Raw genomic sequence first — 20,508 nt, 5'->3', positions numbered from 1 at the left:
CCACACCCTGCAGACGGTGTCCTGGTGCCGTCGGCAAGCCGACGAGGTCGGCCCCGGCGCGGTAGCCGTCGTCACCGAGTTCTCTGAGCTCAACGCCTACACCGCTTACGGGCGATTCAAGGCATCGTCGGACTACGGAAGAACCATCCCGACCATCGGATCGATGCCACATGCCACCGCCCTGTGCAGGTCGACGATGTGCAGTACCGCACCATCAACGGAATCCTGGTTGCCGGCACCGAAAACTAGGGAGCGCCCGCACCGGCCACAACAGCGACCCCAGCGCTGCTCAGCGGCCCACACGCCTTCGATACCGCATCAGGCCAATGACAGTTTGTTCCCATTTACGGTGATAGACAGCGACTTTCAAATCTTCTCAACCAAGGAACGGCTGCTATGACCATCCATGATCCCAGCCTGCGCACGGCGCTGAACACTCTGAAACTGGGCGGCATGCTCGACACTCTCGATGCTCGGCCGGCGCAAACCCGCGACGGCGAGCTCGGGCACCTGGAGTTCCTCCAAGTGCTCTGCGAAGACGAAATCTCCCGCCGTCGACGGAGGGCTCGCATGGTCAAAGAGTTGTCGCTCGGAGTCAACTAATCATTACTGCCGCAACGGGATTCACCGTAGCGACACAGTATGAAACAGTTCTGAAACTTCTCGGTGTGAGCCTCGAGATCGAGCAAATGCTCAGTCCCCCAGCAACTACAGATGTTGCCTGGCGAAAGGTGTGGGGCGTCTGCCTCACTGTTCGACATAGGAGAAGATCAATGATCACCAGGCATATGCCCGACCTCGGTGCCCTCAACTACATTCCGGCGGAAGCCATGGCAGACCTCGGATTCAGCTCGGTGGTTGTCTCCGATGGTCTGGTTTTTGTCAGCGGTGTTGCACCGATTCAAGGACCCGAGTTCGCGATCGTCGGCGAGTCAGACCTCGGGGCCCAATGTGCGTATGTTCTCGATGTGCTTGCAAAATCACTTGAGTCCGTGGGTAGTTCACCCAAGAGTATCGTGGATCTCACCGTATATCTGACGGGTACGACCGAGATCGGGTCGAAGTACACCGAGATAGCGCCACAGCTTGCCAGGTTCGTCGGCAACGATCGGCCGACGGCAACTGCGGTTGGGGTTACCAGTTTGTTCTTGCCGGCACAGCAGATCGAGGTGCGTGCCGTTGCCAGGGTGTCGCGGTGACTGTTGCGGGATTGTTCGACCCGATCAACCTCGGCGGGCTCCGTCTGCCCAATAGGATTGTCATGTCACCGCTGACCAGAAACCGTGTGGTTCCTGGGATCGATGCGCCGAGAAGCATTGTCGCCGAGTACTACTCACGGCGGGCTGCGGCGGGATTGATCGTCGCGGAGGGGTTGGTGATCTCGCCGACTGCTCGTGGCTATATGTGGACTCCTGGAATCTACAGCGATGCCCAGGTTGATGCGTGGCGCAGCGTGGTCGATCGAGTTCACAACAGCGGTGGCCGCATCATGGCACAGTTGTGGCACGTGGGCAGGATGTCACATCCGGTCTTCCTTCCGGGGTACTCGGCCCCGGTTGGGCCGTCAGGAGTTCGAGCGGACGCAAAGGTCTACCTGCCTCACGGCTCCACCCCTCCGGGTTCGCCGCGCGAGCTTGAAGTCGATGAAATACGGGAAATAGTAAGAGATTTCGCCTCGGCTGCACGACGGGCGCGGATCGCCGGGTTTGATGGTGTGGAGATTCACGGGTCCAATGGCTACCTCGTCGATCAATTCCTCCGAGACGGAAGCAATCGGCGTACCGACGAGTACGGGGGTCCGCCAGAGAACCGAGTGCGGTTCGCGCTCGAAGTGGTGGATGCTGTGATCGGTGAATTCCCTTCGGAGAGAGTTGGAGTGAGGATATCTCCGGTCAGCACCCATAACGATATGTTCGACAGCTGTCCCCAGGAGTTGTTCGGCTTGCTGGCGACGGAGCTGGGACGTCGACAGGTCGGGTTCATTGACGTCATCGAGGGGCAGCTCGGCGGATCGCGTGACTTCGGTGAGTTCGACTATAGGACCCTGCGCTCGGGATTCAGTGGTGCCTACATATCCAGCAACGGACACACCAAGGAAACAGCTGCTGGCGCGTTGGCAGGCGGCGGCGCAGACCTCGTCTCCTTTGGGAGAGCATTCATTGCCAACCCCGATCTGGTTGAGCGGCTGCGGCGGGGCGACCGGATGAACGAACCCGACAGATCGACCTTCTATTTCGGCGGTGCGCGCGGCTACACCGATTATCTGAATGTTGATGACAGTGTTCTCAATAGCGATCAAGGATGACAATGAGAATTGAAGCAGGATCCGCATTTACCAGGGCTGCGGCTCGATTCGGTGACCGCACTGCGGTGATCGATACCTTGGGAAGCAGTCGGACATACCGAGAACTGCGAGAATGTGCGAATGCGCTGGGCTCGGGGTTGATCGCGTCAGGGGCGCATCGTGGTGACCGAGTAGGGGTGTTGTCGCACAATCGGGTCGAAGTGGTCGAGGCATGGTTTGGCCTTGAGCGGTTCGGGCTGGTACGGGTGGTTTTGCATTCCCACTTCGATATCGCCACGCATGTGCGGACGATCGGCGAGGTAGGGGTATCGACGCTGATCTTCCATGAGGCATTCACTGCCCAGTTGGAGTCCGTGCGAGACGAACTCACAGAGGTCGGAACCTTTGTGTGCATTGGTGATTCCTGTCCGGAGTGGGCGGTCTCCTATGAAGCGGTGATCGCACTGGGGAGCCAGGCCGACCCTTGTCTGGATGTCGAGGAGGACGAGCCGTGCTTTCTTCAGTTGACCACTGGGACAACGGGACACCCGAAGCCGTGGATTCACACGCACAGATCGTGGCGGGCGGTGATCGAGAACAACATCGAGCACCTCGACTCATTTGGACGAGGCTCGACTGCGGTCGACGGCGATGATGTCAATCTGCACTTTCATGCACTGCAGTGGGCGACCGGGTTCCAGACGCTGATGCCGTATCTACTCAGAGGTGCGCTGACGGTTGTCGCCGACGACTCGGCATTCGATCCGAACGTGCTGCTGGCGCAGATCATCGATTATCGGGTCACCGGAATGCTCATACCGGCGCCGATGCTTGCCCCGTTGCTCGACATCGTCGAGCGGGACGAGACGACTCTGCCGAACTTGCGTAAACTCGTCATCTTCTTTGCGACTGAAGAACTCTTGCAGCGAGTCTCGCGGATCCTCGGGGACTGCTGGTGCCACGGTTACGGCTCCTCCGAGCAGGGGGCGCCGGTGACGAGGCTGCTCTTCGACGACATCGACTCCGAAGATTCCTGGGCTAGTATCGGTCGGCCGTTGTCGTTCACCGAGATTCGGATCGTCACTGTCGACGGAGAACCCGTGGCACCCGGGGACGTGGGTGAAATCGTGATCCGGACCCCGATGGCCGCAGCCGGGTACTGGGGACTGCCAGAGAAGACCTCCGCGGCGTTCTTTCCGGGCGGATGGTTTCGCGCCGGCGATATTGGATCGATGGACGCAAGCGGGCGGGTGTACTACCTCGACCGTGCCAAAGACCTGATCGAGACCGCCGCCGGTGTCGTCTACCCGCATACGGTGGAAGCACGAATCCTCGCACATCGAACGGTGGCCAACTGCGGGGTGACAGGTGTCAAGACCGCCGCCGAGAGTGCCAAGCAGGTGGTGGCGGCGGTCGTGCTCAAGGACGGAGTCGACGATGCCGACGGGGCGCGAGCGGCAATCCTCGAGCTCGTTGCTGCCGCGCCAGAGCACGAGCGCCCCGTCGAGGTCGTCATCGTGGAGGAGCTACCCACAGTGCTTGGTGGGGCCAAGGTCCAGCGTGAGGTCTTGGCACACCGGCTGGTCGAACTCGGGGTAGGCGTGTCGGTGTGAGGCAACCTAGAGCGTGTCTCCTGGCGTGCTGTAGCCAGTTGACGATGGCGTCGAGGGTCACCCCTGCCCGGTAGGTGAGTTTGTCGTATCGGGTGGCCGGCCTTCGCCATTGCTGTGACCAGGAGAAGGATCGATCCACAACGTCGCGACCTGGGGTTGACCCCATTTGCCGGACATCCTGATGGCCAGTGTGAGGCTGGTCAGGGAGGACGGAGTGATGGGAGCAGAGCGCAGGAGTTACCGAGGTCGCGCGGGAGATCGGTGTGGGTGAGCAGTTGCTGGGCCGGTGGGTCGCGGTCGAGAGGGCCCGGATGGATGACCCCTGGCTGAACCAGGAGTATCCGGGCTCGACCCGCTCGGCTTGTCTGAGCTGTTCGAGCAGGCCGACAGCAGAGCCGGCACGATGAGTGGGGCGGCCAGCGCGTGGGGATACGACGCGTTGAGCAATTGTCATGAAGGTCTCCTGCGGGACAGAAGGTGCTTCACGAGAACGAATTCGACTGTTCGAGAGCGGCAGCGACCTCTCCGGCGGCTCGCTCCCCGGCGTGGATCGCTCCCTCGACGTAGCCGGGGTGCTCGGCGGCGGTCTCGGCGCCTGCCCAATGCAGAATGCCGGCCGGCTCGTGCGGATGGGGCATGATGCCGGCGGTGGTGCCGGGGTCGGGGACGACGACATATCCGCCCTCGACGTGCTCGTCCTGGTGCCACGCCTTCTCGTGCCACTCCACCGGGTCGGCGATGGGCTTGCCGAGGTGCGGGACCAACGGGTCGAGGAGCACCCGCCTGCGCTCATCGGGCTCGAGGTCTGCCAGGTTCCGTGCCTCCGGCCCGGACGCGAGCATGCAGAGGTGTCCGGGGCCACCGGGCGCCGTCGAGTCGGTGATCACGCGGCCGGGCTGGTCGAGTACGAGCAGCTCACCTCGGGCACGGTCTCGCCAGAAGGGCTGCTCGTAGACGGCGACGGCCTTGTAGACCGTCCCCATGTGGGTGTCACGCTCCAGGGTCGCACGCTGGGCCGGGAGCGGCGGATCGTGGTGGATGCGAGCTGCGACGGGCGGCGGGACGGCGACGATCACCCGGCGGGCACGGTAGGAACCGTCCACGGTGCGGACGGTCGCACCGGTTGCGTCCCGCTCGATGGCGGTGACCCGACTGTCGGTGTGGACACGGCTGCCGAGCTCCGCGGCCAGTCGCTCCGCGAGCGTCCAGATCCCCTCGACGAGAAGTGCCTCCTGGGCACCGTTCTTCGTCGCGAGGATGGTCGACATCCCGCCTTGCTCGCGCACCAGTCGGGTCATGGCGTTCACCGAGAAACGGTCCAGGTCCGCGGTCCAGGAGACCAGTGCGAGGACCTCGAGGAAACGGCGGGCGAGCCGCCCCGGAACCTTCTGCAGCCACCGGTCGAGCGTGGTGTCGTTCCAGCGGTCGGTGCGTCCGGTCCGGGCAAGGATGTCGACGGTCAGCAGCGCCGGGATGATCGGCAGAGTGGCCGGCGAGACCAGGGGGCGCCTGCGTCCCCGGTCGATGATGTCCGGCATGCCTTCTGTGTACATGTCGTACTTGGTGAGACCGAGCTCGGCGGCCAGCGCAGTCACGCGGTGGTGGCCCGCACCGATCCACTGCCCGCCGAGGTCCAGGTGTGAGCCGAGCGCCGTGGTCACGCCCATCACCCGGCCGCCGACGCGATCCGCCGATTCGAGGACGATGACGTCGACCCCGCGCCGGCGCAGATCGCGCGCGGCCACCAGTCCGGACATGCCGGCGCCGACGACGATCACGTCGGCCTCCGGCGACCCCGCCTCCGCAGGGCCGTCGAGGCCCTGGGGTTCGTTCTGCATGCTGTCTCCTCAGTAGACGATCTGATGGCGAGGCACTCCGCGGTCACCCAGCACCTCTCGCAGATCACAAAACTCGATCTAAAGTCGACATCGAATTTATGGCGTAGGTCACACCGTGTCAAGCAATCCCGGCGAGGCGATTCTGGGGCTTGAGAACAGCTCCCGGCGGACCGCGACCGACGGAGGGGCAGCAAACAACGCCGCAGGGCGCGCCGAGAAGTCGCCAGGCGTTGTCGGGGCGACAAGGCCCCCGGCGGGCGCGGACAGGCGCCGGTCAGCGCCGGCGGAGGGGAGCTACGTGCGGGCGGCGTAGGTCTCGAGGTAGGCCGTGACGAGCCGCTTCGTCTCGACGATCGTGCCCTCGTCACCCTGAGGGGAGAGTTCGAATGCGGTGTCGAAGAGCCGGTCAGCGGCCTCGCAGGCCACGCCGACGACTCGGGTCGGCATGTCTGCGCGCACGAGCTTCCGGCGGAGCAGGAAGGCAGCCAGTTCCTCGGCTCGCGAAGCGTCGTACGCACGCACGAAGTCCCTCACCGTCTTGGACATCGAGTTGCGCCCGACGTACCAGAGTTGAATGAGGCTGGGATTCTCCCGGAAGTAGGCAACCGACTCGTCGACGACCGTCTCGACGGCCTCGGGCAGCGTCTCGAGCGGGCTGGCATCGAGGGCAGCCTTGACGCGGTCGTCGAACGCTCGCACGTGGCGCTGGATCAGCTCGACGTCGATCTGGTGGCGATCGGCGAAGTAGTGGTAGATAGACGCCACCGGGATGCCGGTTCGCTCCGCGATCGCCTTGAGGGTGGCCGCCTCATATCCGTCGAGGAGCAGCTCGCTCGCCGCATCGAGGATCGCCTGCACGCGTTCGACGCCCCGCCGCTGGACCCCAGCAGAGCGCGCCGACCGAACTGCCGCCCCAGATCGACTCGACGGGACGGAGGTCCTCGCAGAGCGACGAGCCTTCTCGATCACGATTCGAGATCGTATCATTCCAGGACATCTGACCCGGAGCCACCGCGGCTCGTCAGCCGCATCAGCGGAGCAGCCGCCCGGCCCGGGTAACCACCACCTGTCGTCGGCGGCCGACGGTCGTGACAGTCACCAGGCCTCGCCAGCGTCGAGCGGCCCGCGGCCACGGCTTCGAGACCCGTTGCACGCCACGTGGTCAAGGGGATACCCAGTCATGGCCGGTGGACCGCGACCAGATTCGCGTGCCGGATGTCAGCCGGGGCGCTGTCCGGTCAACGCGCTCCGGGCGATGGCGGCTGCAACTGCGCCGAGGGTGACCGGATCGCGGGAAGACCTCGGCTCGGAGACGTTGACCAACAGGTTGTGCACCGGACCGTACAGGTTGTAGCTCCTGACCGGTTCGCCGCCGCCCACACGCCAGTCCAAGGCGGTCAGCAGCTCCGCGATCCGCTCGAGTGGCAGAACCCCGTCCTCGGACGTGGCCGCGAAGAACAGCAGCAGCATCGAGGAGTCGACGTCGAAGCCGGAGGCGTCGGTCGGGACGAGCCGCTCACCGAGATACTCGACGAGCCCGGCGGGATCGTTCATCAACGCGGTGCCGCGTCGGGTCCGAACGAGTCGTCCCTTGTACTTGCGCAGCAACCCCAGCTTCTGCAGCAGTTCCCGGAAGTTCTGCAGCGGAGCGCAATCGGATTCGCGTGTGCGCGCACCGATCCAGCCCTCCATCGAGGGCACCACCGCGCAGGCCGGTCCGACGTCGACGGGTTTGAGGTATCCGCTCGCGGTCAGCACGAAGCCGTCGTCGCCGGCATGGTCCAAGAACCAGAGAATCGGGTGGAGCCCCTCGGCGAGTGCGGCCGCAGCCATCGGTTCCGGCACGGCGAGCAGGCGTTCAGCCCGGGCAACGAGATCATCGGAGTCCGGCTGCGCCTGTAGCCGATAGAGCAGTCGATGCAGCCGTGGATCGATCCCCGCGGTGGCGATCCGGTTGATCGGATCGTCGAACACCGCGTTGACCTCGTCGACATCGAAATGGGCGGGATCGTCGAGCACCTCGGCGAGTTGGTCGGCATCGGTGAGATGCCCACAGTCCTCGGGAGGTGCGGCCCGGCGCCCGTCGACGCAGCGCACGGCCGGTGCGTCGGCGGGCAGCGGCAGCACCTCCTCGAGGCGGAGCGTGAGCTGCCAGTCGTCGCCGTAGTCGTACACATAGTGCAGGGTGTCGCCGGGCTCGTGCAGCGTCTCGTCGAGGCGGACGTCGGTGGCGGGGGTTCCCTCCTCGTCGCCCTCGTCGACGTCGAACGGGCACAGGAACAATTCGGTGTCGCGGCGAAAAGCAGCGCCGCCCAACGAGAACTGGTGTAGGTGGTAGTCGAGCCACGCGAACGACGTCTGGATCGCACGGTGCACGACGTCGAGCCGTACGTCGGATCGGATGTCGAGGCTCCGCCAGATCGCGGGTCGTGCGTCGTCGAGGTCGATACGAACACGAAGCAGCACCGGATGGGGGAGCGGAGGCTTGCGCAGATGCGGTCGCGGTGGACGTAGGGTGCGCGGACCTGGCCTGTCCACCATCGACCTGACGGCATCGGTCGTCGCGTCACGGTCGAGCCCTGCGATCAATGCCTCGAACTGTTGACGGATCTCGTCCTCGGACGGGGTGTCGGCCATGTGGCCAGGGTAGTCGTCCAGGCGAGAAGGAGGCGGTCCGGTTCGCGTGCCCACGGGAGCCGGACATCTCCCCCGAGCGAGATGGACTGGCACACTGGCCAGATGAGTGTGTGCGACGTGCCCGCCGAACCGGTGCTCCACCCGGCGATCCTGGGCCGGTACAGTCCGGTCCGGTTCGACCGTGATGCCGTGGTCGGGGACGCGGCGATCGACACGATCCTCGATGCCGCCAGGCTCGCCCCGTCGGCGGGAAACTCACAGCCGTGGTCGTTCATCGTCGGCCGGCGAGACGATCCGGTGCATGCGCGGATCGTTGCGCATCTGGCGGCGAGCTCATCGAGGTGGGCACCCGACGCCTCGGTCATCGTCGTCAACGTGGTGCGCGTCCTGGTCGAGGGGACAGACTGGGCGTACTCGGAGTTCGCGCACTATGACATGGGGCAGGCGGTTGCCCATATGACATTGCAGGCGATGGCGATCGGTCTCGATGCCCACCAGTTCCGGGCGTTCGATCGCGATGCGGTCGCCGCCGAGTTCGGCGTGCCCCGCGAGTGGGAGGTGACGTCGATGACGGCGTTCGGGGTCGGCGTGCAGGCGGACGGCGAGGGTCCGGGTGTGGCTCGTGGACGTCGGAGTCGGGACGACGTGACATGGGTTCGGGACCGGAGGCTGCCGGCGGGGTCGTGACCAAGCCGGGTACCCGCCGACTCCCCACATGTTCTGGGCCCGGTCTCACCTCACGCGTTCGCCACCTCGGCCACCGGCCTGGCCTTCCGGAGCGCGGCCGTGACGACGCCATGAGCGGGGCTGAACAGGTAGACGATCGCGAACACGATCCCCTGCGTGAGCACCACCATCCCGCCGGGTGAGGTGTCCTGATAGTAGGAGACGTAGAGGCCGATCACGCCGCTGATGATCGCCACCGCCGGCGCGATGAGTAGCATGCGGTGGAACCGGTCGGTGAGCAGGTGTGCGGTGGCCCCCGGGATGATCAGCATCGCGACGACGAGGACGATTCCGACCACCTGCAGGGCGGTCACCGCGGTGAGGGCGAGCAACCCGAGCAGCAGTGCGCCAAGGAGTTTGGGGTTGAGTCCGATGGCGTAGGCATGGGTGGGATCGAAGGCGTAGAGGGTGAGGTCGCGTCGTTTGACGATGAGCACGAGGGCGACGACGGCGCCGAGTACCGCGATCTGGATCAGATCCGAGCGCGAGACGCCGAGCAGGTTGCCGAAGATGATGTGGTTGAGGTCGGTCTGGCTGGGGGTGACCGAGATCAGGACGAGGCCGAGCGCGAACAGCGTGGTGAACACGATGCCGATGGCGGCGTCCTCCTTGATCCGGCCGGGATTGCGGACGGCACCGATGAGTCCGACGGCGAGGAAGCCGAAGACGATGGCGCCCAACGCGAACGGCACGCCGAAGATGTAGGCGAGGACCACTCCGGGCAACACCGCATGTGAGACGGCGTCACCCATGAGCGACCAGCCGATCAGCACCAGCCAGCACGACAGCAGCGCACACACGAGGGAGGCGATCAGTGTCGCGGCGAGCGCGCGGGTCATGAAGGAGTAGTCGAACGGGTCGAGGAGGAGATCGACGAGCGCGGTCATGGATGCTGTTCCTGGGGGGCGGCCGTGGGGGAGGTGTCGAGGGGATCGATACCGAAGGCACGGATGAGGTTGTCGGGGGTGATCACCACATCGGGGGTGTCATGCACCAGGACCCGACGCATCAGCAGCACGGCCTGGTCGGCGAGTCGGGGCAGGGCGTGCAGGTCGTGGGTGGAGACCAGGATGGTGGCCCCGCCGTCGGCCAGCTCCCGCAGCAGCGTGCTGATGGTGGCCTCGGTGCGTTTGTCGACGCCGGCGAACGGTTCGTCGAGCAGCAGGATGGACGCCTGTTGGGCGATACCGCGGGCGACGAAGGCACGCTTGCGTTGCCCACCGGAGAGCCGGCCGATCTGGCGGTGCTGGTACTCGCCGAGTTCGACCCGGTCCAGCGCCTCGTCGACGGCGGCGTGGTCGGCGCGGCGCGGTCGACGGGTCGGCCCCAGGTGTCCGTAGCGGCCGGTCATCACCACCTCGCGCACCGAGATCGGGAACGACCAGTCGATGTCCTCGGACTGCGGGACGTAGCTGATCGCACCGTTGCGGCGGGCGGCTGCCGGGGGTCTTCCCCCGACGCGGACCGTGCCGGCATCGGGGCTGATCATCCCCATGATGGCCTTGAACAGCGTGGACTTGCCGGAACCGTTCATCCCGATCAGTCCGCAGACGGTGCCCGTCCCGAGACGCAGGTCGGCGCCGTCGAGGGCCACGGTGTCGCCGTACCGGACGCTGAGGTCACGCACGTCGATCACCGGTTGCTGTGCGGTGGATTCGGTCATGATGCGGGGCTCGTTCCGGTCAGCCCGGCGACGATGGTGTCGACGTCGTGGCGGATCAGGTCGAGGTAGGTGGGGACGGGGCCGTCCGCCTCGGACAGGGAGTCGACGTAGAGGGTGCCGCCGAAGCGGGCATCGGTGGCCGAGACGACCTGCTGCATCGGCTTGTCGGGGACCGTGGACTCGCAGAACACGGCCGGCACCCGGTTGTCGCGGACGAAGTCGATGGCCGCCGCGACCTGCTGGGGGGTGGCCTGCTGCTCGGCGTTGATCGGCCAGATGTAGCGCTCGGTCAGCCCGGCGTCTCGGGCGAGGTAGGAGAACGCGCCCTCGCAGGTGACCAGCGCCCGTTCGTTGGCGGGCAGGGCGTCGAGCGAGGACACGAGGTCCTTCTGTACCGCCGCCAGCTCGTTCTTGTACGCGGCGGCGTTGGCGCGGTAGCCGTCGGCGCCGTCGGGATCGAGTTCGGCGAAGGCCTCGGCGAGGTTGTCGGCGTAGATCCCGACGTTGAGCGGGCTCATCCATGCGTGCGGATTCGGTTTGCCCGCATAGGCATCCGAGGTGATGTCGATCGGTGTGATGCCATCACTGACCACCACGTGCGGGACGTCGAGGTCGTCCATGAACTGGGCGAACCAGGCCTCCAGGTTCAACCCGTTGTCGACGATCAGCGATGCCTGCGCGGCGCGGCGGATGTCGGCCGGGGTGGGCTCGTAGCCGTGGATCTCGGCACCCGGTTTGGTGATCGACTCCACCTGCAGCCGGTCCCCGGCGACGTTGGCGGCGATGTCGGCCAAGACGGTGAACGTCGTCAGCACCACCGGCTTGTCACCGTCGTCCGGCGACGTGGTCGAGCACGCCACCGCGGTCCAGGCGACCAGCAGTGAGGCCATCAGTGTCGCGAGAAACCGAGCCCTGTGTTTTGGCATGCCGATACTATAAGTTCGGCCACCCTGATTTGCGCAAGTGGCAGATCTCGGACAACGGGCGGGTCGGCGGTTCGTGGTCTGGGGGGTTCGTGGTCTGGGAGGGGCGTGGTGCCGACGCGACGCAGTCCCCACCCTCGGCTACAGGTACTGCCCCTGCGCGGGGGGTCGGCGCGATAGCGGCCCGAGCCGATCTCGGCCAGCAACGCCCGGGTCGTCAGAGCTCCGTCACTGCCGCCGAGGACCGCGCGGCGCACGATCTCCCGCAGGTCACTGCCGCTCGTCCGTTCCGGCAGCCGGGCGGCGACCGCTGCGCAGTCCACCTCCCCGGGCATGTTCTCGACCAGTGCGGCGAGGATCCGTGCGGCCGCGGCGGTGTCGGGGTAGCCGACCTCCACGATGCTGTCGAACCGTCCGGTCCGGACCGCAGCGGCGTCGAGCGTGGCGGGGTCGTTCGTCGAGGCGAGGGTCAGGATGCGTGCATCGGAGGCGATGTCCATGGCCTGCAGCAACTCGCCGAGCCCGCCACCTCCTCCGCGGCGGTCCCGCACGAACAGGTCCACATCCTCGAGCACGATCACCACCGGCCCGCCCAGTCGCTGCGCCTCCTCGATCACCTTGGTCAGCAGGTACTTTCCGGCGTTGGCCTCCACATAGATCACAGTGAAGCCGGCCTCGACCGCCTCGGTGGCGACGACCGCAGACACCGCACTCTTGCCGGTCCCCGGCGGACCGGCCAGCAGAATTCCCCGGCGCGACGCGAGGCCGTGCGCGTTGAGGAACGCGTGGCGATCACGCACCGCAGCGATCCCGAGGTCGATGTCCCGCCACACACCGGCGTCGACCACCACCGTCTCGCGGCGCAGTGCCGCAGGCAGGCTCATCGCGGAGAACCTCAAGACCTCGCCCGCACCCGCGCGGACGATCCGCCCGCGGTACGGATGCAGCGCGTAGGCGCGCGCCATCAGCGTGTCCAGTACCTCGCGTGCCTCCACCTGATGCCCGCGCGTCACGAATGCGGTGATCTCGGGCTCGTGGTGGACACCGGTCCGAGCGTCGATACCGATCACCATCGGTGCACCGTGGAGCAGCGTGCCGGCCGGGAAGATAGCCCGCAGGAGCTTCGGGTGGTGGTACGCCGTCTCGCCGACCGTGGTCTGTGTGTAGGAGGGAGGAGTGGTGTAGTCCTCGGGACCGAGCTCGGCGTCATACCGCGAGATCAGCTCGCCGAGTGCGAGGGCGACGGACGTCGCCTGCACGCCGTTGAGATACGTACTCTCGTAGAGGATTCCGGACCAGCCGGCGACGCCGAGTCCACGAACCGTGAACATCTCCTCGGTCTCGTGGTCTGCGAGGTCCCGGGTGGTGCCGACGAGCAGGTCGCCGAGGGCGCGCAGGGCCTGCGCCGAATCGTCGGGCAGCGCATCGATCCATGCCGCGGCGTCGGTGATGGGGGCCTGTGCAGCTCTGGTCGTACCGGTTTCGGTCAGTGTCATGGGTATCCGTCGTGGCGGGCAGCCCCGCATCGCCGACACCATGGGTGGTGAAGGTTTCCGTTCTACACGCTCATCCCGGCGATGTCACGCAGACAAGCGGCCGTACCTGCGGACTGATGGTGTCGGTGCAACGATGCTCACCGAGAAAAAACGTTGTGACGCAACATGTTACGACATCTCGTTCCCCGTGCCGGCCGAGCGCGGGTCATCCCGGCATGCGGTCCACGCCGAGCGGTATCGACGTACGCGGTGCTTCCGGATGCAGTGCCGCTGCGGCAGCCAGTGCACTCGTGTCGAGGTCGAGGCGCTGCATCCACTGCCCGGCCCCGGCGGTCACCGATCTGTGCAGACGTGCGTAGATGCCACGCGCCCCACCGATGTCAGTCATTCCGGAGAAACCGCCAATCCCCATGCACGGGCGAGTAGTTCGTGTGACTGGAGGCGGTGGTCGAAGTCGTGGGTGACGCTCGTGATCACGAGTTCGTCGGCCCCGGTCACGCGGGCAAGGGTCCGTAGCCCGTCGACCACGGTGTCGGGGCCGCCGACGAACTGGGTGCGGATCCGATCGTCGACCAGCGCGCGGGCATCCGCGTCGAGCGGGGATGCGGTGCGGGGATCGGGGTACGGCTGCGCGCCCGCCCCGCTGCGGATGCCGTGCACCCAGTGCCCGTACGTCGAGGCGCGGTGCACCGCGGTCGCATCGTCGGGGGCCACCACCACATCCGCGGAGACCACCACATACGGTTCGGCGAGCACGGCCGACGGCCGGAACGCGCTGCGATAGGCCTCCACCGCCTCCAGCACGGTGGACGGGCTGACGTGATAGTTCGCGACGAACGGCAGTCCACGGGCCCCGGCGGTCTGTGCGCTCTGCCCCTTGCTGCTGCCGAAGATCCACACCGCCACGTCGGCGCCCTCACCCGGGACCGCCGACAACCCGATGTCGCCGTACCGGAATCGTCCGTCCAGCAGCGCCAGCACATCGCCGACGGCGTCGTCGAAATCCGGGGGAGTCGCACCGTCGAACTGGATCGCCTCGAACGCCGCCACGATCCGGGGTGCGCCGAGCAACGCCTCGACGGGGAACGGTGCCGGGATCAGCAGACCGTCGACGACCTGGTCGGGCTGGGGTGTCGATGCCACCACGGGCGGGATCGACCCGGCGAGTTCGGTGCGACGCTGCGCCGACCGCCCGAGTCCCAGATCCAGGCGCCCCGGGTAGAGCGCATCGATCGTGCCGAAGGCCTCGACGATCGACACCGGCGTGTGCAGGCCGCTCTGGATGGCCGCCGAGCCCACCCGGATGGTGTCGGTGGCGGCGGCCACCAGCCCGATCAGCGTCGACGTGGCCGAGCCGGCCACCGCGACCAGGTGATGTTCGGCCAGCCAGTACCGGCGATATCCGAGCTTCTCGACATGCCGGGCCAGCGCCACGGCCCGCCGGACGGCCGTGGCGGCGTCGCTGCCCTCGGTCACCGGGGCGAGGTCGAGCACCGACAGGGCGATGGCGGGCGCGGGGGCCGGGGGCGCACCGACTTCGGACATGTCGCTCCTCAACCGATCCCGACCACCGTGTGTACGGCCTGACCCCACCACCGAAGCGCCATCGCCGCGCGATCGACAGGGTTTGACCCACCCCGATTCGATCCCGCCGACCGCGGAATCCGGCTCGCCGGCCGATGGTTCGAGGCGAGGACGGCAATCTGACGATCCGACCGATGGAGGAAGTGATGGCCGACCACATTCACCTCGTAGTCGCGCTCGAGGGTGCGGGATCGCACCCGGGCGCCTGGCGGGCACCCGATGCCCAACCGCAGGCACTGACCCGCGCGGACTACTGGCAGGGTCTGATCGCCACTGCCGAGACCGGGCTGCTCGACTTCGTCACGATCCCCGATTCCTTTGCGCTGCACCGGGGCCACCCCCGCACCGACCGTGCCGTCGGGCGGCTCGACGCGGTCCTGCTGGCATCGCGGCTGGCCCCGACCACCGCCCGCATCGGGCTGATCCCCACGGCCACCGTCACCCACACCGAGCCGTTCCACGTGTCCAAGGCGATCGCCACCCTCGACCACATCAGCGGCGGACGTGCGGGTGTCGCCCTGCGCACCACCGCCGATCCCGGTGAGGCCGGCCTGTTCGGTCGCCGCAGCTTCCCCGACGACCCCTCCGTTCTTGCCGTTCTCGCCTCCGAGGCAACCGATTTCGCCACCGTCCTGGCCCGGCTGTGGGACTCGTGGGAGGACGACGCGGAGATCCGGGACGTGGCGACCGGACGCTTCGTCGACCGCGACAGACTCCACTACATCGACTTCGTCGGCGAGCACTTCGCCGTCCGCGGCCCCTCGATCACCCCACGGCCGCCGCAAGGCCGGCCGATCATCGCCGCCACCGGAGCCCACGCCACCGACCTGCAGCTCATCGGTGCCTCCGCCGACGTCGGCTTCATCACCCCCGGTGACGTCGACGACGCCGCTCGGGCGGTGGGGGCCATCGCCGCCGCCCGTACCGCCGCAGGCCGCGCCGGGGATGCACCGGTGCGGGTGCTCGTCGACCTGCCGGTGGTCCTCGGATCATCGAAAGACGATGCGGCCCAACGTCTCGAACAACTCGATGCCTGGGCGGGGGAGGGCTCCACCGCCGCCGCCGGACTCGTCGTCGGAACCGCGCAAGGGCTGGCCGACGAGATCGAACGCTGGACGTCGGTGGACGGGGTGGACGGCATCCGTCTGCGCCCGGCGGCATTGCCCCACGATCTGCAGGTCATCGTCGCCGATCTCGTCCCGGAACTGCAGCGCCGCGGCCTGTTTCGCACAGACCAGGCCGATGCCTCGCTTCGGGAACGCCTGGGACTCGCCCGCCCCCACAACCACTTCACCACACGGAAGACCGGTGTCGCATGACCAAACAGGTACATCTGGCCGCACATTTCCCGGGGGTCAACAACACCACGGTGTGGAGTGACCCCGCCTCGGGAAGCCAGATCGACTTCGCCTCCTTCGTCCATCTCGCACAGACCGCCGAGCGCGGCAGGTTCGACTTCTTCTTCCTCGCCGAGGGACTGCGGCTGCGGGAACAGAACGGCCTGATCTACGACCTCGACGTCGTCGGCCGTCCGGACACCTTCACCGTGCTGTCCGCCCTCGCCGCGGTCACCACACACCTCGGGCTCACCGGCACCATCAACTCCACCTTCAACGAACCCGTCGACGTCGCACGGCAATTCGCCACCCTCGACCACCTGTCCGAGGGGCGTGCCGCATGGAACGTGGTGACCTCCTGGGACGAGTTCACCGGGGAGAACTTCCGCCGCGGCGGCTATCTCCCGGAGGATCAGCGGTACGCCCGGGCCAAGGAGTTCCTCGACGCCGCAGCCGTGCTGTGGGACTCCTGGCGTGACGACGACATCGTCGCCGACCCGGCCACCGGACGTTTCCTCGCCCGCGAGGATGCCGGTGAATTCGAGTTCCACAGTTCACAATTCGACATCAGTGGGTACTTTCCCGCGCCCCGCCCACCGCAGGGCCGGCCGGTGATCTTCCAGGCCGGTGACTCCGACGAGGGGCGTGAGTTCGCCGCGGCCACCGCCGATGCGATCTTCTCTCGGCACGCCACCTATGACGCCGGCCGCGCCTTCCACGCCGACGTCAAGCGACGCCTGCCCTCCTACGGCCGGCGCGCCGAGGACCTCCTGGTGCTGCCTGCGGCCACCTTCGTCGTCGGCGACACCGATGCGCAGGCCGCCGAGCTGGCCCACGAGGTGCGGTTGCAGCAGGTCAGCGGCCAGACGGCGATCAAGTTCCTGGAGCAACTGTGGAACCGGGATCTCTCCGATCACGACCCCGACGGCCCGCTGCCCCAGGTGGATCCGCTCCCGGGGGAGAACACCGTCGCCAAGGGTCGGGCGAGCGTGCGCATGCACCGCGATCCGATCGCGGTGGCGCGGGAGTGGCGGGACCTGGCCGAGGCCAAGAATCTGACGACCCGTGAACTGATCATCGAGGTCACCGGGCGGCAGGCGTTCATCGGCTCCCCGGAGACCATCGCGCACACCATCAACCGTTTCGTGCAGGACGACGTCGCCGACGGCTTCATCCTGGTCCCACACATCGTGCCCGGCGGCCTCGACCGGTTCGTCGACGACGTGGTGCCGGTGCTGCAGGATCTCGGTGTGTACCGCACGGAGTACGAGGGCGCCACCCTGCGTGACCACCTCGGGTTGGCGCGGCCGCAACTCAGCGTGGCGGATCGTCCGGTCGCGTGAACGCGATCCGGATGAGCTGCCGGAGCACCTGCTCGTCGATCCGGTCGAGCCGTTTGACGTAGACGCATCCGGCGCCCTCGGTGTACTCGCCGAGGCGCGGCAGCAGGGCCGCGCCCTCGGGGAGGTCCTTGAGCCCGTACAGCGAGATCGCCGACTTGCGCGGGGAGAACCCGACCTTCGGCCAGTCGCCCTCGGTGCGCGACGTCGTCGACGGCGACACGTAGTGGTAGGTGCCATAGCCGACGATGGATGGTCCCCACATCACCGCGGTGGCGCCGGTCTCCTCGCGCATGATCGCATCGAGCCGATGCCCCTCGTCGACGCGTCGTGCAGGGGTCGCGGCGTCGAGGAACTCGGGCACCGACGCATCGGTGGGTCGGGTCTTCGCCATGCATCGAGGGTAGGTGGGCATCCGACAACAGTCCTGTGGGGAGCGGTCCGATGGGGAGAAATCCCCAGGTCTGCGGGTGCATCGTTGAATGGACAAAACCCTTCCCGCACGGCGTCCGCGGGTCTACGTTTGCCTCGAATCCCCCAAAACCGATCCACAGCACACCCCGATCCGAGGCAGCCATGTCCTACCCCGACCCCCAGTACCGTCCGAACAACGCCGTGCCCGGCGGAACACCGCCGTGGCAGCCACCGGACCAGGTCGACCCGGCCGCGCCGACACAGGTCCACGGCGCGGCGTCGGCCGGACCTGCGCAACCCGGGTATGCCCAACCGGGACCCGCACAGCCGGGATACGGTTCCGCCGGACAAGCACAGCCGGGATACCCGCAGCACGGATCCGCCCCGCAGGCCCCGCCACAGTTCGGGCACGGTGGGCCACCGCCGGTGCCGGACTTCGCGCAGCCGCAGCACGCCTACGGCCAACCCCAACCGGGACAGGCCGTCCCCGGTCAGCCCGGCTACGGGCAACCTGCCCCGTACGGCGCCACACCGGCCACACCGGCCCCGGCGTCGGGCCCGATCTCCGTAGCGGTCTCCGTCATCGCAGGTCTGATCGCATTCTCGGGCCTGGTCCTGATCGTCTCGGCATTCCTGCCCTGGGTCGCGGGCTTCGTCACCGTCAAGGGCCTCGGTGATTCCGACACCGGCGCCACCGACGGCGCCCTGACCCTCGTCATCGGTGCGGTGCTGCTGATCCTCGGCGGTGTCAGCGCGATCATCCGCAAACGGTCGGTGCTTCATCCGATCGCCGGGGTCGTCGCCGTTCTCGCCGGCGCGCTCACCGCATTGATCGCCCTCGTCGACATCAACGATGTCAGAGATCTGTCGTTCCTCGATGTCCACGTGGGGATCGGACTGTGGCTCACCCTGGTCTTCGGGGTACTCGCCGCGATCGTCGGGATCGCCGCGATCGTCAAGCGGTCCTGATCCCGATCGACATGGTGAGCGCACGTCACCGACCTCTGGCAGGGTGGACGCCATGCGCGCCGAGCACGTGCCGATCGCACGCCACCCGGTCATCTACGAGATCAACACCTGGCCCTGGCTGTCCGGCCTGGGTTCCACGTTCGGACGCGAGGTGACGCTCGGATCGGTGCCGGAGGAGATCTGGGACGAGGTCACCGCATCATCCATCGGCTCCGGTCCGATCGACGCGGTGTGGCTGATGGGGGTGTGGCAACGTAGTCCCGCGGGTGTCCGCATCGGACTGGCCGACGACCCGCTGGTCGACACCTTCCGGGCGGCGCTGCCCGATTTCACCGCCGACGACGTGGTCGGCTCGCCGTATTCGATCCGCGACTACGTTGTCGACCCCCACCTCGGCGGGCCCGAGGGGCTGGCTGCGGCCCGCCGCGCGCTCGCTGCGCGGGGTGTCGGTCTGATCCTCGACTTCGTCCCCAATCACGTTGCCACCGATCATCCGTGGGCCACGGCGTCTCCGCAGCGATTCGTCACCGGTACCGACGCCGATCTCACCGCACATCCCACGGAGTTCGTGCAAGTGGGCGGCACGGTGATCGCCAACGGACGGGACCCCTACTTCGCACCGTGGCGGGACGTTCTGCAGCTCAACGCCTTCGATCCGGGTCTTCGATCGGCGGCTCGCGACACGGTGCGTTCGATCGCCGAACAGTGCGACGGTGTGCGCTGCGACATGGCGATGCTGATGTGCAACCGGATCTTCGGGGAAACCTGGTCCGGCCGGGTCGGTCCAGCCCCGGAGGTCGACTACTGGGACGCGGTGATCCCGGCCATCCGGGCCGATCATCCCGACTTCCTGTTCATCGCCGAAGCCTATTGGGGCACAGAGGGTCTGCTCCGATCGCAGGGCTTCGACCATTGTTACGACAAGGGATTCACCGATGCTCTCGAGCATCATCCGCACAGCATCGGCACGCTGATCGCCGAGGCGCTCGATCGCGACGGTGCGGTGCACTTCATCGAGAACCACGACGAGTCACGCGCGCAGAAGGTCTTCGGTGATCGCCATCGGACGGCGGCGATCACCGCGTTGACCCAGCCGGGCGCCCGGCTGGTCTACGAGGGTCAGTTCGACGGCCGCACCGTCCGGCTGCCCGTGCAGTTGCGCCGCGAACCCGAGCAGCCGGTGGTGGAAGGACTCCCCGACTTCTACCGGCGCTTGTTGGCCGTCCTCGGCGACGAGGCCCTGCACGCGGGCGGGTTCAGTGCATTGGAGATCCACGGCTGGCCCGACAATCCCGCGGGTCCGGGGCTGGCGGCATGGTCGTGGTCGGGTCCCGGGCGGCGGTGGCTGTTCGTCGTGAACCTCGACGACGCCGACGGGGCCGGGCTGGTGCACACGGCATGGAACGACCTGGCCGGCCGCCCGGCAACATTGTCCGATCCGATCGCCGACGTCACCTACGAGCGTCCCGACGACCCGGACCCCACGATCTTCGTGATGCTCCCGCCATGGGGTGCCCACGTGCTCGAGATCTCAACCGGTGTGTGGCCTCAACCAGCAACCACTACTTGGTGATCGAGCCGGGACCGAGAACGAAGGGCGAGGAATGATCCACCCTGGCATTTCCTGAGGGCTCAGATTGTGAGTGCCTGCTCCGGATGAGGGTACGTGGCCGATCGCGGAAGA

At 67.1% G+C, this 20,508-nt stretch carries 18 protein-coding genes and 1 pseudogene; 9 read left to right on the top strand and 10 right to left on the bottom strand.

Annotated features, from left to right (window positions below):
• Positions 1-396: 396 nt before the first annotated feature.
• The 4 genes and pseudogenes from Q9K23_RS12600 to Q9K23_RS12585 all read left to right on the top strand — a co-directional run.
• Positions 397-555, top strand: a pseudogene (locus Q9K23_RS12600) (ATP-binding protein); the annotation flags it as partial.
• A gap of 113 nt (positions 556-668) precedes the next feature.
• Positions 669-1,199, top strand: coding sequence for a RidA family protein (locus tag Q9K23_RS12595; RefSeq protein WP_020794488.1), 531 nt, complete (start codon positions 669-671; stop codon positions 1,197-1,199).
• Positions 1,196-2,305, top strand: coding sequence for an alkene reductase (locus tag Q9K23_RS12590; protein ID WP_053777628.1), 1,110 nt, complete (start codon positions 1,196-1,198; stop codon positions 2,303-2,305). The genes Q9K23_RS12595 and Q9K23_RS12590 overlap by 4 nt, the downstream gene beginning before the upstream one ends.
• Positions 2,302-3,897 carry a class I adenylate-forming enzyme family protein gene (locus tag Q9K23_RS12585; RefSeq protein WP_082365934.1) on the top strand — a complete coding sequence of 532 codons (1,596 nt, stop codon included), beginning with the start codon at positions 2,302-2,304 and terminating at the stop codon, positions 3,895-3,897. Before Q9K23_RS12590 ends, Q9K23_RS12585 begins: the two co-directional genes overlap by 4 nt.
• Positions 3,898-4,379: 482 nt before the next feature.
• Here Q9K23_RS12585 and Q9K23_RS12580 read toward each other — a convergent pair whose 3' ends face one another.
• The 3 genes from Q9K23_RS12580 to Q9K23_RS12570 form a co-directional block, all read right to left on the bottom strand.
• Positions 4,380-5,735: an NAD(P)/FAD-dependent oxidoreductase gene (locus Q9K23_RS12580; protein ID WP_053777626.1), complete on the bottom strand. Its 1,356-nt coding sequence runs from the start codon at positions 5,733-5,735 to the stop codon at positions 4,380-4,382.
• Between the two features lie 294 nt (positions 5,736-6,029).
• Positions 6,030-6,593 carry a TetR/AcrR family transcriptional regulator gene (locus Q9K23_RS12575; protein WP_305950138.1) on the bottom strand — a complete coding sequence of 188 codons (564 nt, stop codon included), beginning with the start codon at positions 6,591-6,593 and terminating at the stop codon, positions 6,030-6,032.
• A gap of 360 nt (positions 6,594-6,953) precedes the next feature.
• Positions 6,954-8,372: a plasmid pRiA4b ORF-3 family protein gene (locus tag Q9K23_RS12570; protein ID WP_020791803.1), complete on the bottom strand. Its 1,419-nt coding sequence runs from the start codon at positions 8,370-8,372 to the stop codon at positions 6,954-6,956.
• 102 nt (positions 8,373-8,474) lie between these two features.
• On the opposite strand from Q9K23_RS12570, the gene Q9K23_RS12565 reads away from it, so the two are divergent.
• Positions 8,475-9,059, top strand: a complete 585-nt coding sequence (locus Q9K23_RS12565; protein ID WP_053777625.1) for a nitroreductase family protein — start codon at positions 8,475-8,477, stop codon at positions 9,057-9,059.
• A gap of 50 nt (positions 9,060-9,109) precedes the next feature.
• Here Q9K23_RS12565 and Q9K23_RS12560 read toward each other — a convergent pair whose 3' ends face one another.
• The 6 genes from Q9K23_RS12560 to Q9K23_RS12535 form a co-directional block, all read right to left on the bottom strand.
• The gene (locus Q9K23_RS12560) at positions 9,110-9,985 is read right to left on the bottom strand and encodes a metal ABC transporter permease (RefSeq protein WP_020791806.1); all 876 of its coding nucleotides are present in this window, start codon (positions 9,983-9,985) and stop codon (positions 9,110-9,112) included.
• Positions 9,982-10,761 (bottom strand): metal ABC transporter ATP-binding protein, encoded by a 780-nt coding sequence (locus tag Q9K23_RS12555; protein WP_020791807.1) that lies wholly within the window; start codon positions 10,759-10,761, stop codon positions 9,982-9,984. Before Q9K23_RS12555 ends, Q9K23_RS12560 begins: the two co-directional genes overlap by 4 nt.
• On the bottom strand, positions 10,758-11,687 hold the full coding sequence (locus Q9K23_RS12550) for a metal ABC transporter substrate-binding protein (RefSeq protein WP_053777624.1): 930 nt from the start codon (positions 11,685-11,687) through the stop codon (positions 10,758-10,760). Before Q9K23_RS12550 ends, Q9K23_RS12555 begins: the two co-directional genes overlap by 4 nt.
• Complete coding sequence (locus Q9K23_RS12545; protein ID WP_238403808.1) at positions 11,651-13,180, bottom strand: ATP-binding protein; 1,530 nt, start codon at positions 13,178-13,180, stop codon at positions 11,651-11,653. The genes Q9K23_RS12550 and Q9K23_RS12545 overlap by 37 nt, the downstream gene beginning before the upstream one ends.
• A gap of 205 nt (positions 13,181-13,385) precedes the next feature.
• Complete coding sequence (locus Q9K23_RS12540) at positions 13,386-13,568, bottom strand: hypothetical protein (RefSeq protein WP_053777623.1); 183 nt, start codon at positions 13,566-13,568, stop codon at positions 13,386-13,388.
• Complete coding sequence (locus tag Q9K23_RS12535; RefSeq protein WP_053777622.1) at positions 13,565-14,725, bottom strand: LLM class flavin-dependent oxidoreductase; 1,161 nt, start codon at positions 14,723-14,725, stop codon at positions 13,565-13,567. Before Q9K23_RS12535 ends, Q9K23_RS12540 begins: the two co-directional genes overlap by 4 nt.
• Positions 14,726-14,910: 185 nt before the next feature.
• On the opposite strand from Q9K23_RS12535, the gene Q9K23_RS12530 reads away from it, so the two are divergent.
• Both Q9K23_RS12530 and Q9K23_RS12525 read left to right on the top strand, forming a co-directional pair.
• Positions 14,911-16,083 carry an LLM class flavin-dependent oxidoreductase gene (locus Q9K23_RS12530; protein ID WP_053777639.1) on the top strand — a complete coding sequence of 391 codons (1,173 nt, stop codon included), beginning with the start codon at positions 14,911-14,913 and terminating at the stop codon, positions 16,081-16,083.
• Positions 16,080-17,444: an NtaA/DmoA family FMN-dependent monooxygenase gene (locus Q9K23_RS12525; RefSeq protein ID WP_020789707.1), complete on the top strand. Its 1,365-nt coding sequence runs from the start codon at positions 16,080-16,082 to the stop codon at positions 17,442-17,444. The genes Q9K23_RS12530 and Q9K23_RS12525 overlap by 4 nt, the downstream gene beginning before the upstream one ends.
• On the opposite strand, the gene Q9K23_RS12520 is transcribed toward Q9K23_RS12525, so the two are convergent.
• Entirely contained in the window at positions 17,416-17,835 is a 420-nt protein-coding gene (locus Q9K23_RS12520) for a DUF1801 domain-containing protein (protein ID WP_020789708.1), read from the bottom strand. The genes Q9K23_RS12525 and Q9K23_RS12520 overlap by 29 nt on opposite strands.
• A gap of 182 nt (positions 17,836-18,017) precedes the next feature.
• Here Q9K23_RS12520 and Q9K23_RS12515 point away from each other — a divergent pair, with 182 nt between their 5' ends.
• Together Q9K23_RS12515 and Q9K23_RS12510 are read left to right on the top strand one after the other, a co-directional pair.
• Positions 18,018-18,824, top strand: coding sequence for a DUF308 domain-containing protein (locus Q9K23_RS12515; protein ID WP_053777621.1), 807 nt, complete (start codon positions 18,018-18,020; stop codon positions 18,822-18,824).
• 52 nt (positions 18,825-18,876) lie between these two features.
• A complete protein-coding gene (locus Q9K23_RS12510) occupies positions 18,877-20,397 on the top strand; it encodes an alpha-amylase family glycosyl hydrolase (protein WP_053777638.1) in 1,521 nt (506 codons plus the stop codon).
• Positions 20,398-20,508 lie beyond the last annotated feature (111 nt).

It is taken from the genome of Gordonia sp. NB41Y (assembly GCF_030718915.1).
In the GTDB taxonomy this organism is placed as follows: Bacteria; Actinomycetota; Actinomycetes; order Mycobacteriales; family Mycobacteriaceae; genus Gordonia; species Gordonia desulfuricans.
Note: the sequence above shows the minus strand (reverse complement) of the source record. Positions and strands in the feature narration are given on the sequence as shown.

Bases quoted from the DNA above. Each gene is read 5' to 3' on its own strand.
- Q9K23_RS12585 (WP_082365934.1), top strand. From the start codon at position 2,302: ATGACAATGAGAATTGAAGCAGGATCCGCATTTACCAGGGCTGCGGCT.
- Q9K23_RS12580 (WP_053777626.1), bottom strand. From the start codon at position 5,735: ATGCAGAACGAACCCCAGGGCCTCGACGGCCCTGCGGAGGCGGGGTCG.
- Q9K23_RS12570 (WP_020791803.1), bottom strand. From the start codon at position 8,372: ATGGCCGACACCCCGTCCGAGGACGAGATCCGTCAACAGTTCGAGGCA.
- Q9K23_RS12565 (WP_053777625.1), top strand. From the start codon at position 8,475: ATGAGTGTGTGCGACGTGCCCGCCGAACCGGTGCTCCACCCGGCGATC.
- Q9K23_RS12560 (WP_020791806.1), bottom strand. From the start codon at position 9,985: ATGACCGCGCTCGTCGATCTCCTCCTCGACCCGTTCGACTACTCCTTC.
- Q9K23_RS12555 (WP_020791807.1), bottom strand. From the start codon at position 10,761: ATGACCGAATCCACCGCACAGCAACCGGTGATCGACGTGCGTGACCTC.
- Q9K23_RS12550 (WP_053777624.1), bottom strand. From the start codon at position 11,687: ATGCCAAAACACAGGGCTCGGTTTCTCGCGACACTGATGGCCTCACTG.
- Q9K23_RS12545 (WP_238403808.1), bottom strand. From the start codon at position 13,180: ATGACACTGACCGAAACCGGTACGACCAGAGCTGCACAGGCCCCCATC.
- Q9K23_RS12540 (WP_053777623.1), bottom strand. From the start codon at position 13,568: ATGACTGACATCGGTGGGGCGCGTGGCATCTACGCACGTCTGCACAGA.
- Q9K23_RS12535 (WP_053777622.1), bottom strand. From the start codon at position 14,725: ATGTCCGAAGTCGGTGCGCCCCCGGCCCCCGCGCCCGCCATCGCCCTG.
- Q9K23_RS12530 (WP_053777639.1), top strand. From the start codon at position 14,911: ATGGCCGACCACATTCACCTCGTAGTCGCGCTCGAGGGTGCGGGATCG.
- Q9K23_RS12525 (WP_020789707.1), top strand. From the start codon at position 16,080: ATGACCAAACAGGTACATCTGGCCGCACATTTCCCGGGGGTCAACAAC.
- Q9K23_RS12520 (WP_020789708.1), bottom strand. From the start codon at position 17,835: ATGGCGAAGACCCGACCCACCGATGCGTCGGTGCCCGAGTTCCTCGAC.
- Q9K23_RS12515 (WP_053777621.1), top strand. From the start codon at position 18,018: ATGTCCTACCCCGACCCCCAGTACCGTCCGAACAACGCCGTGCCCGGC.
- Q9K23_RS12510 (WP_053777638.1), top strand. From the start codon at position 18,877: ATGCGCGCCGAGCACGTGCCGATCGCACGCCACCCGGTCATCTACGAG.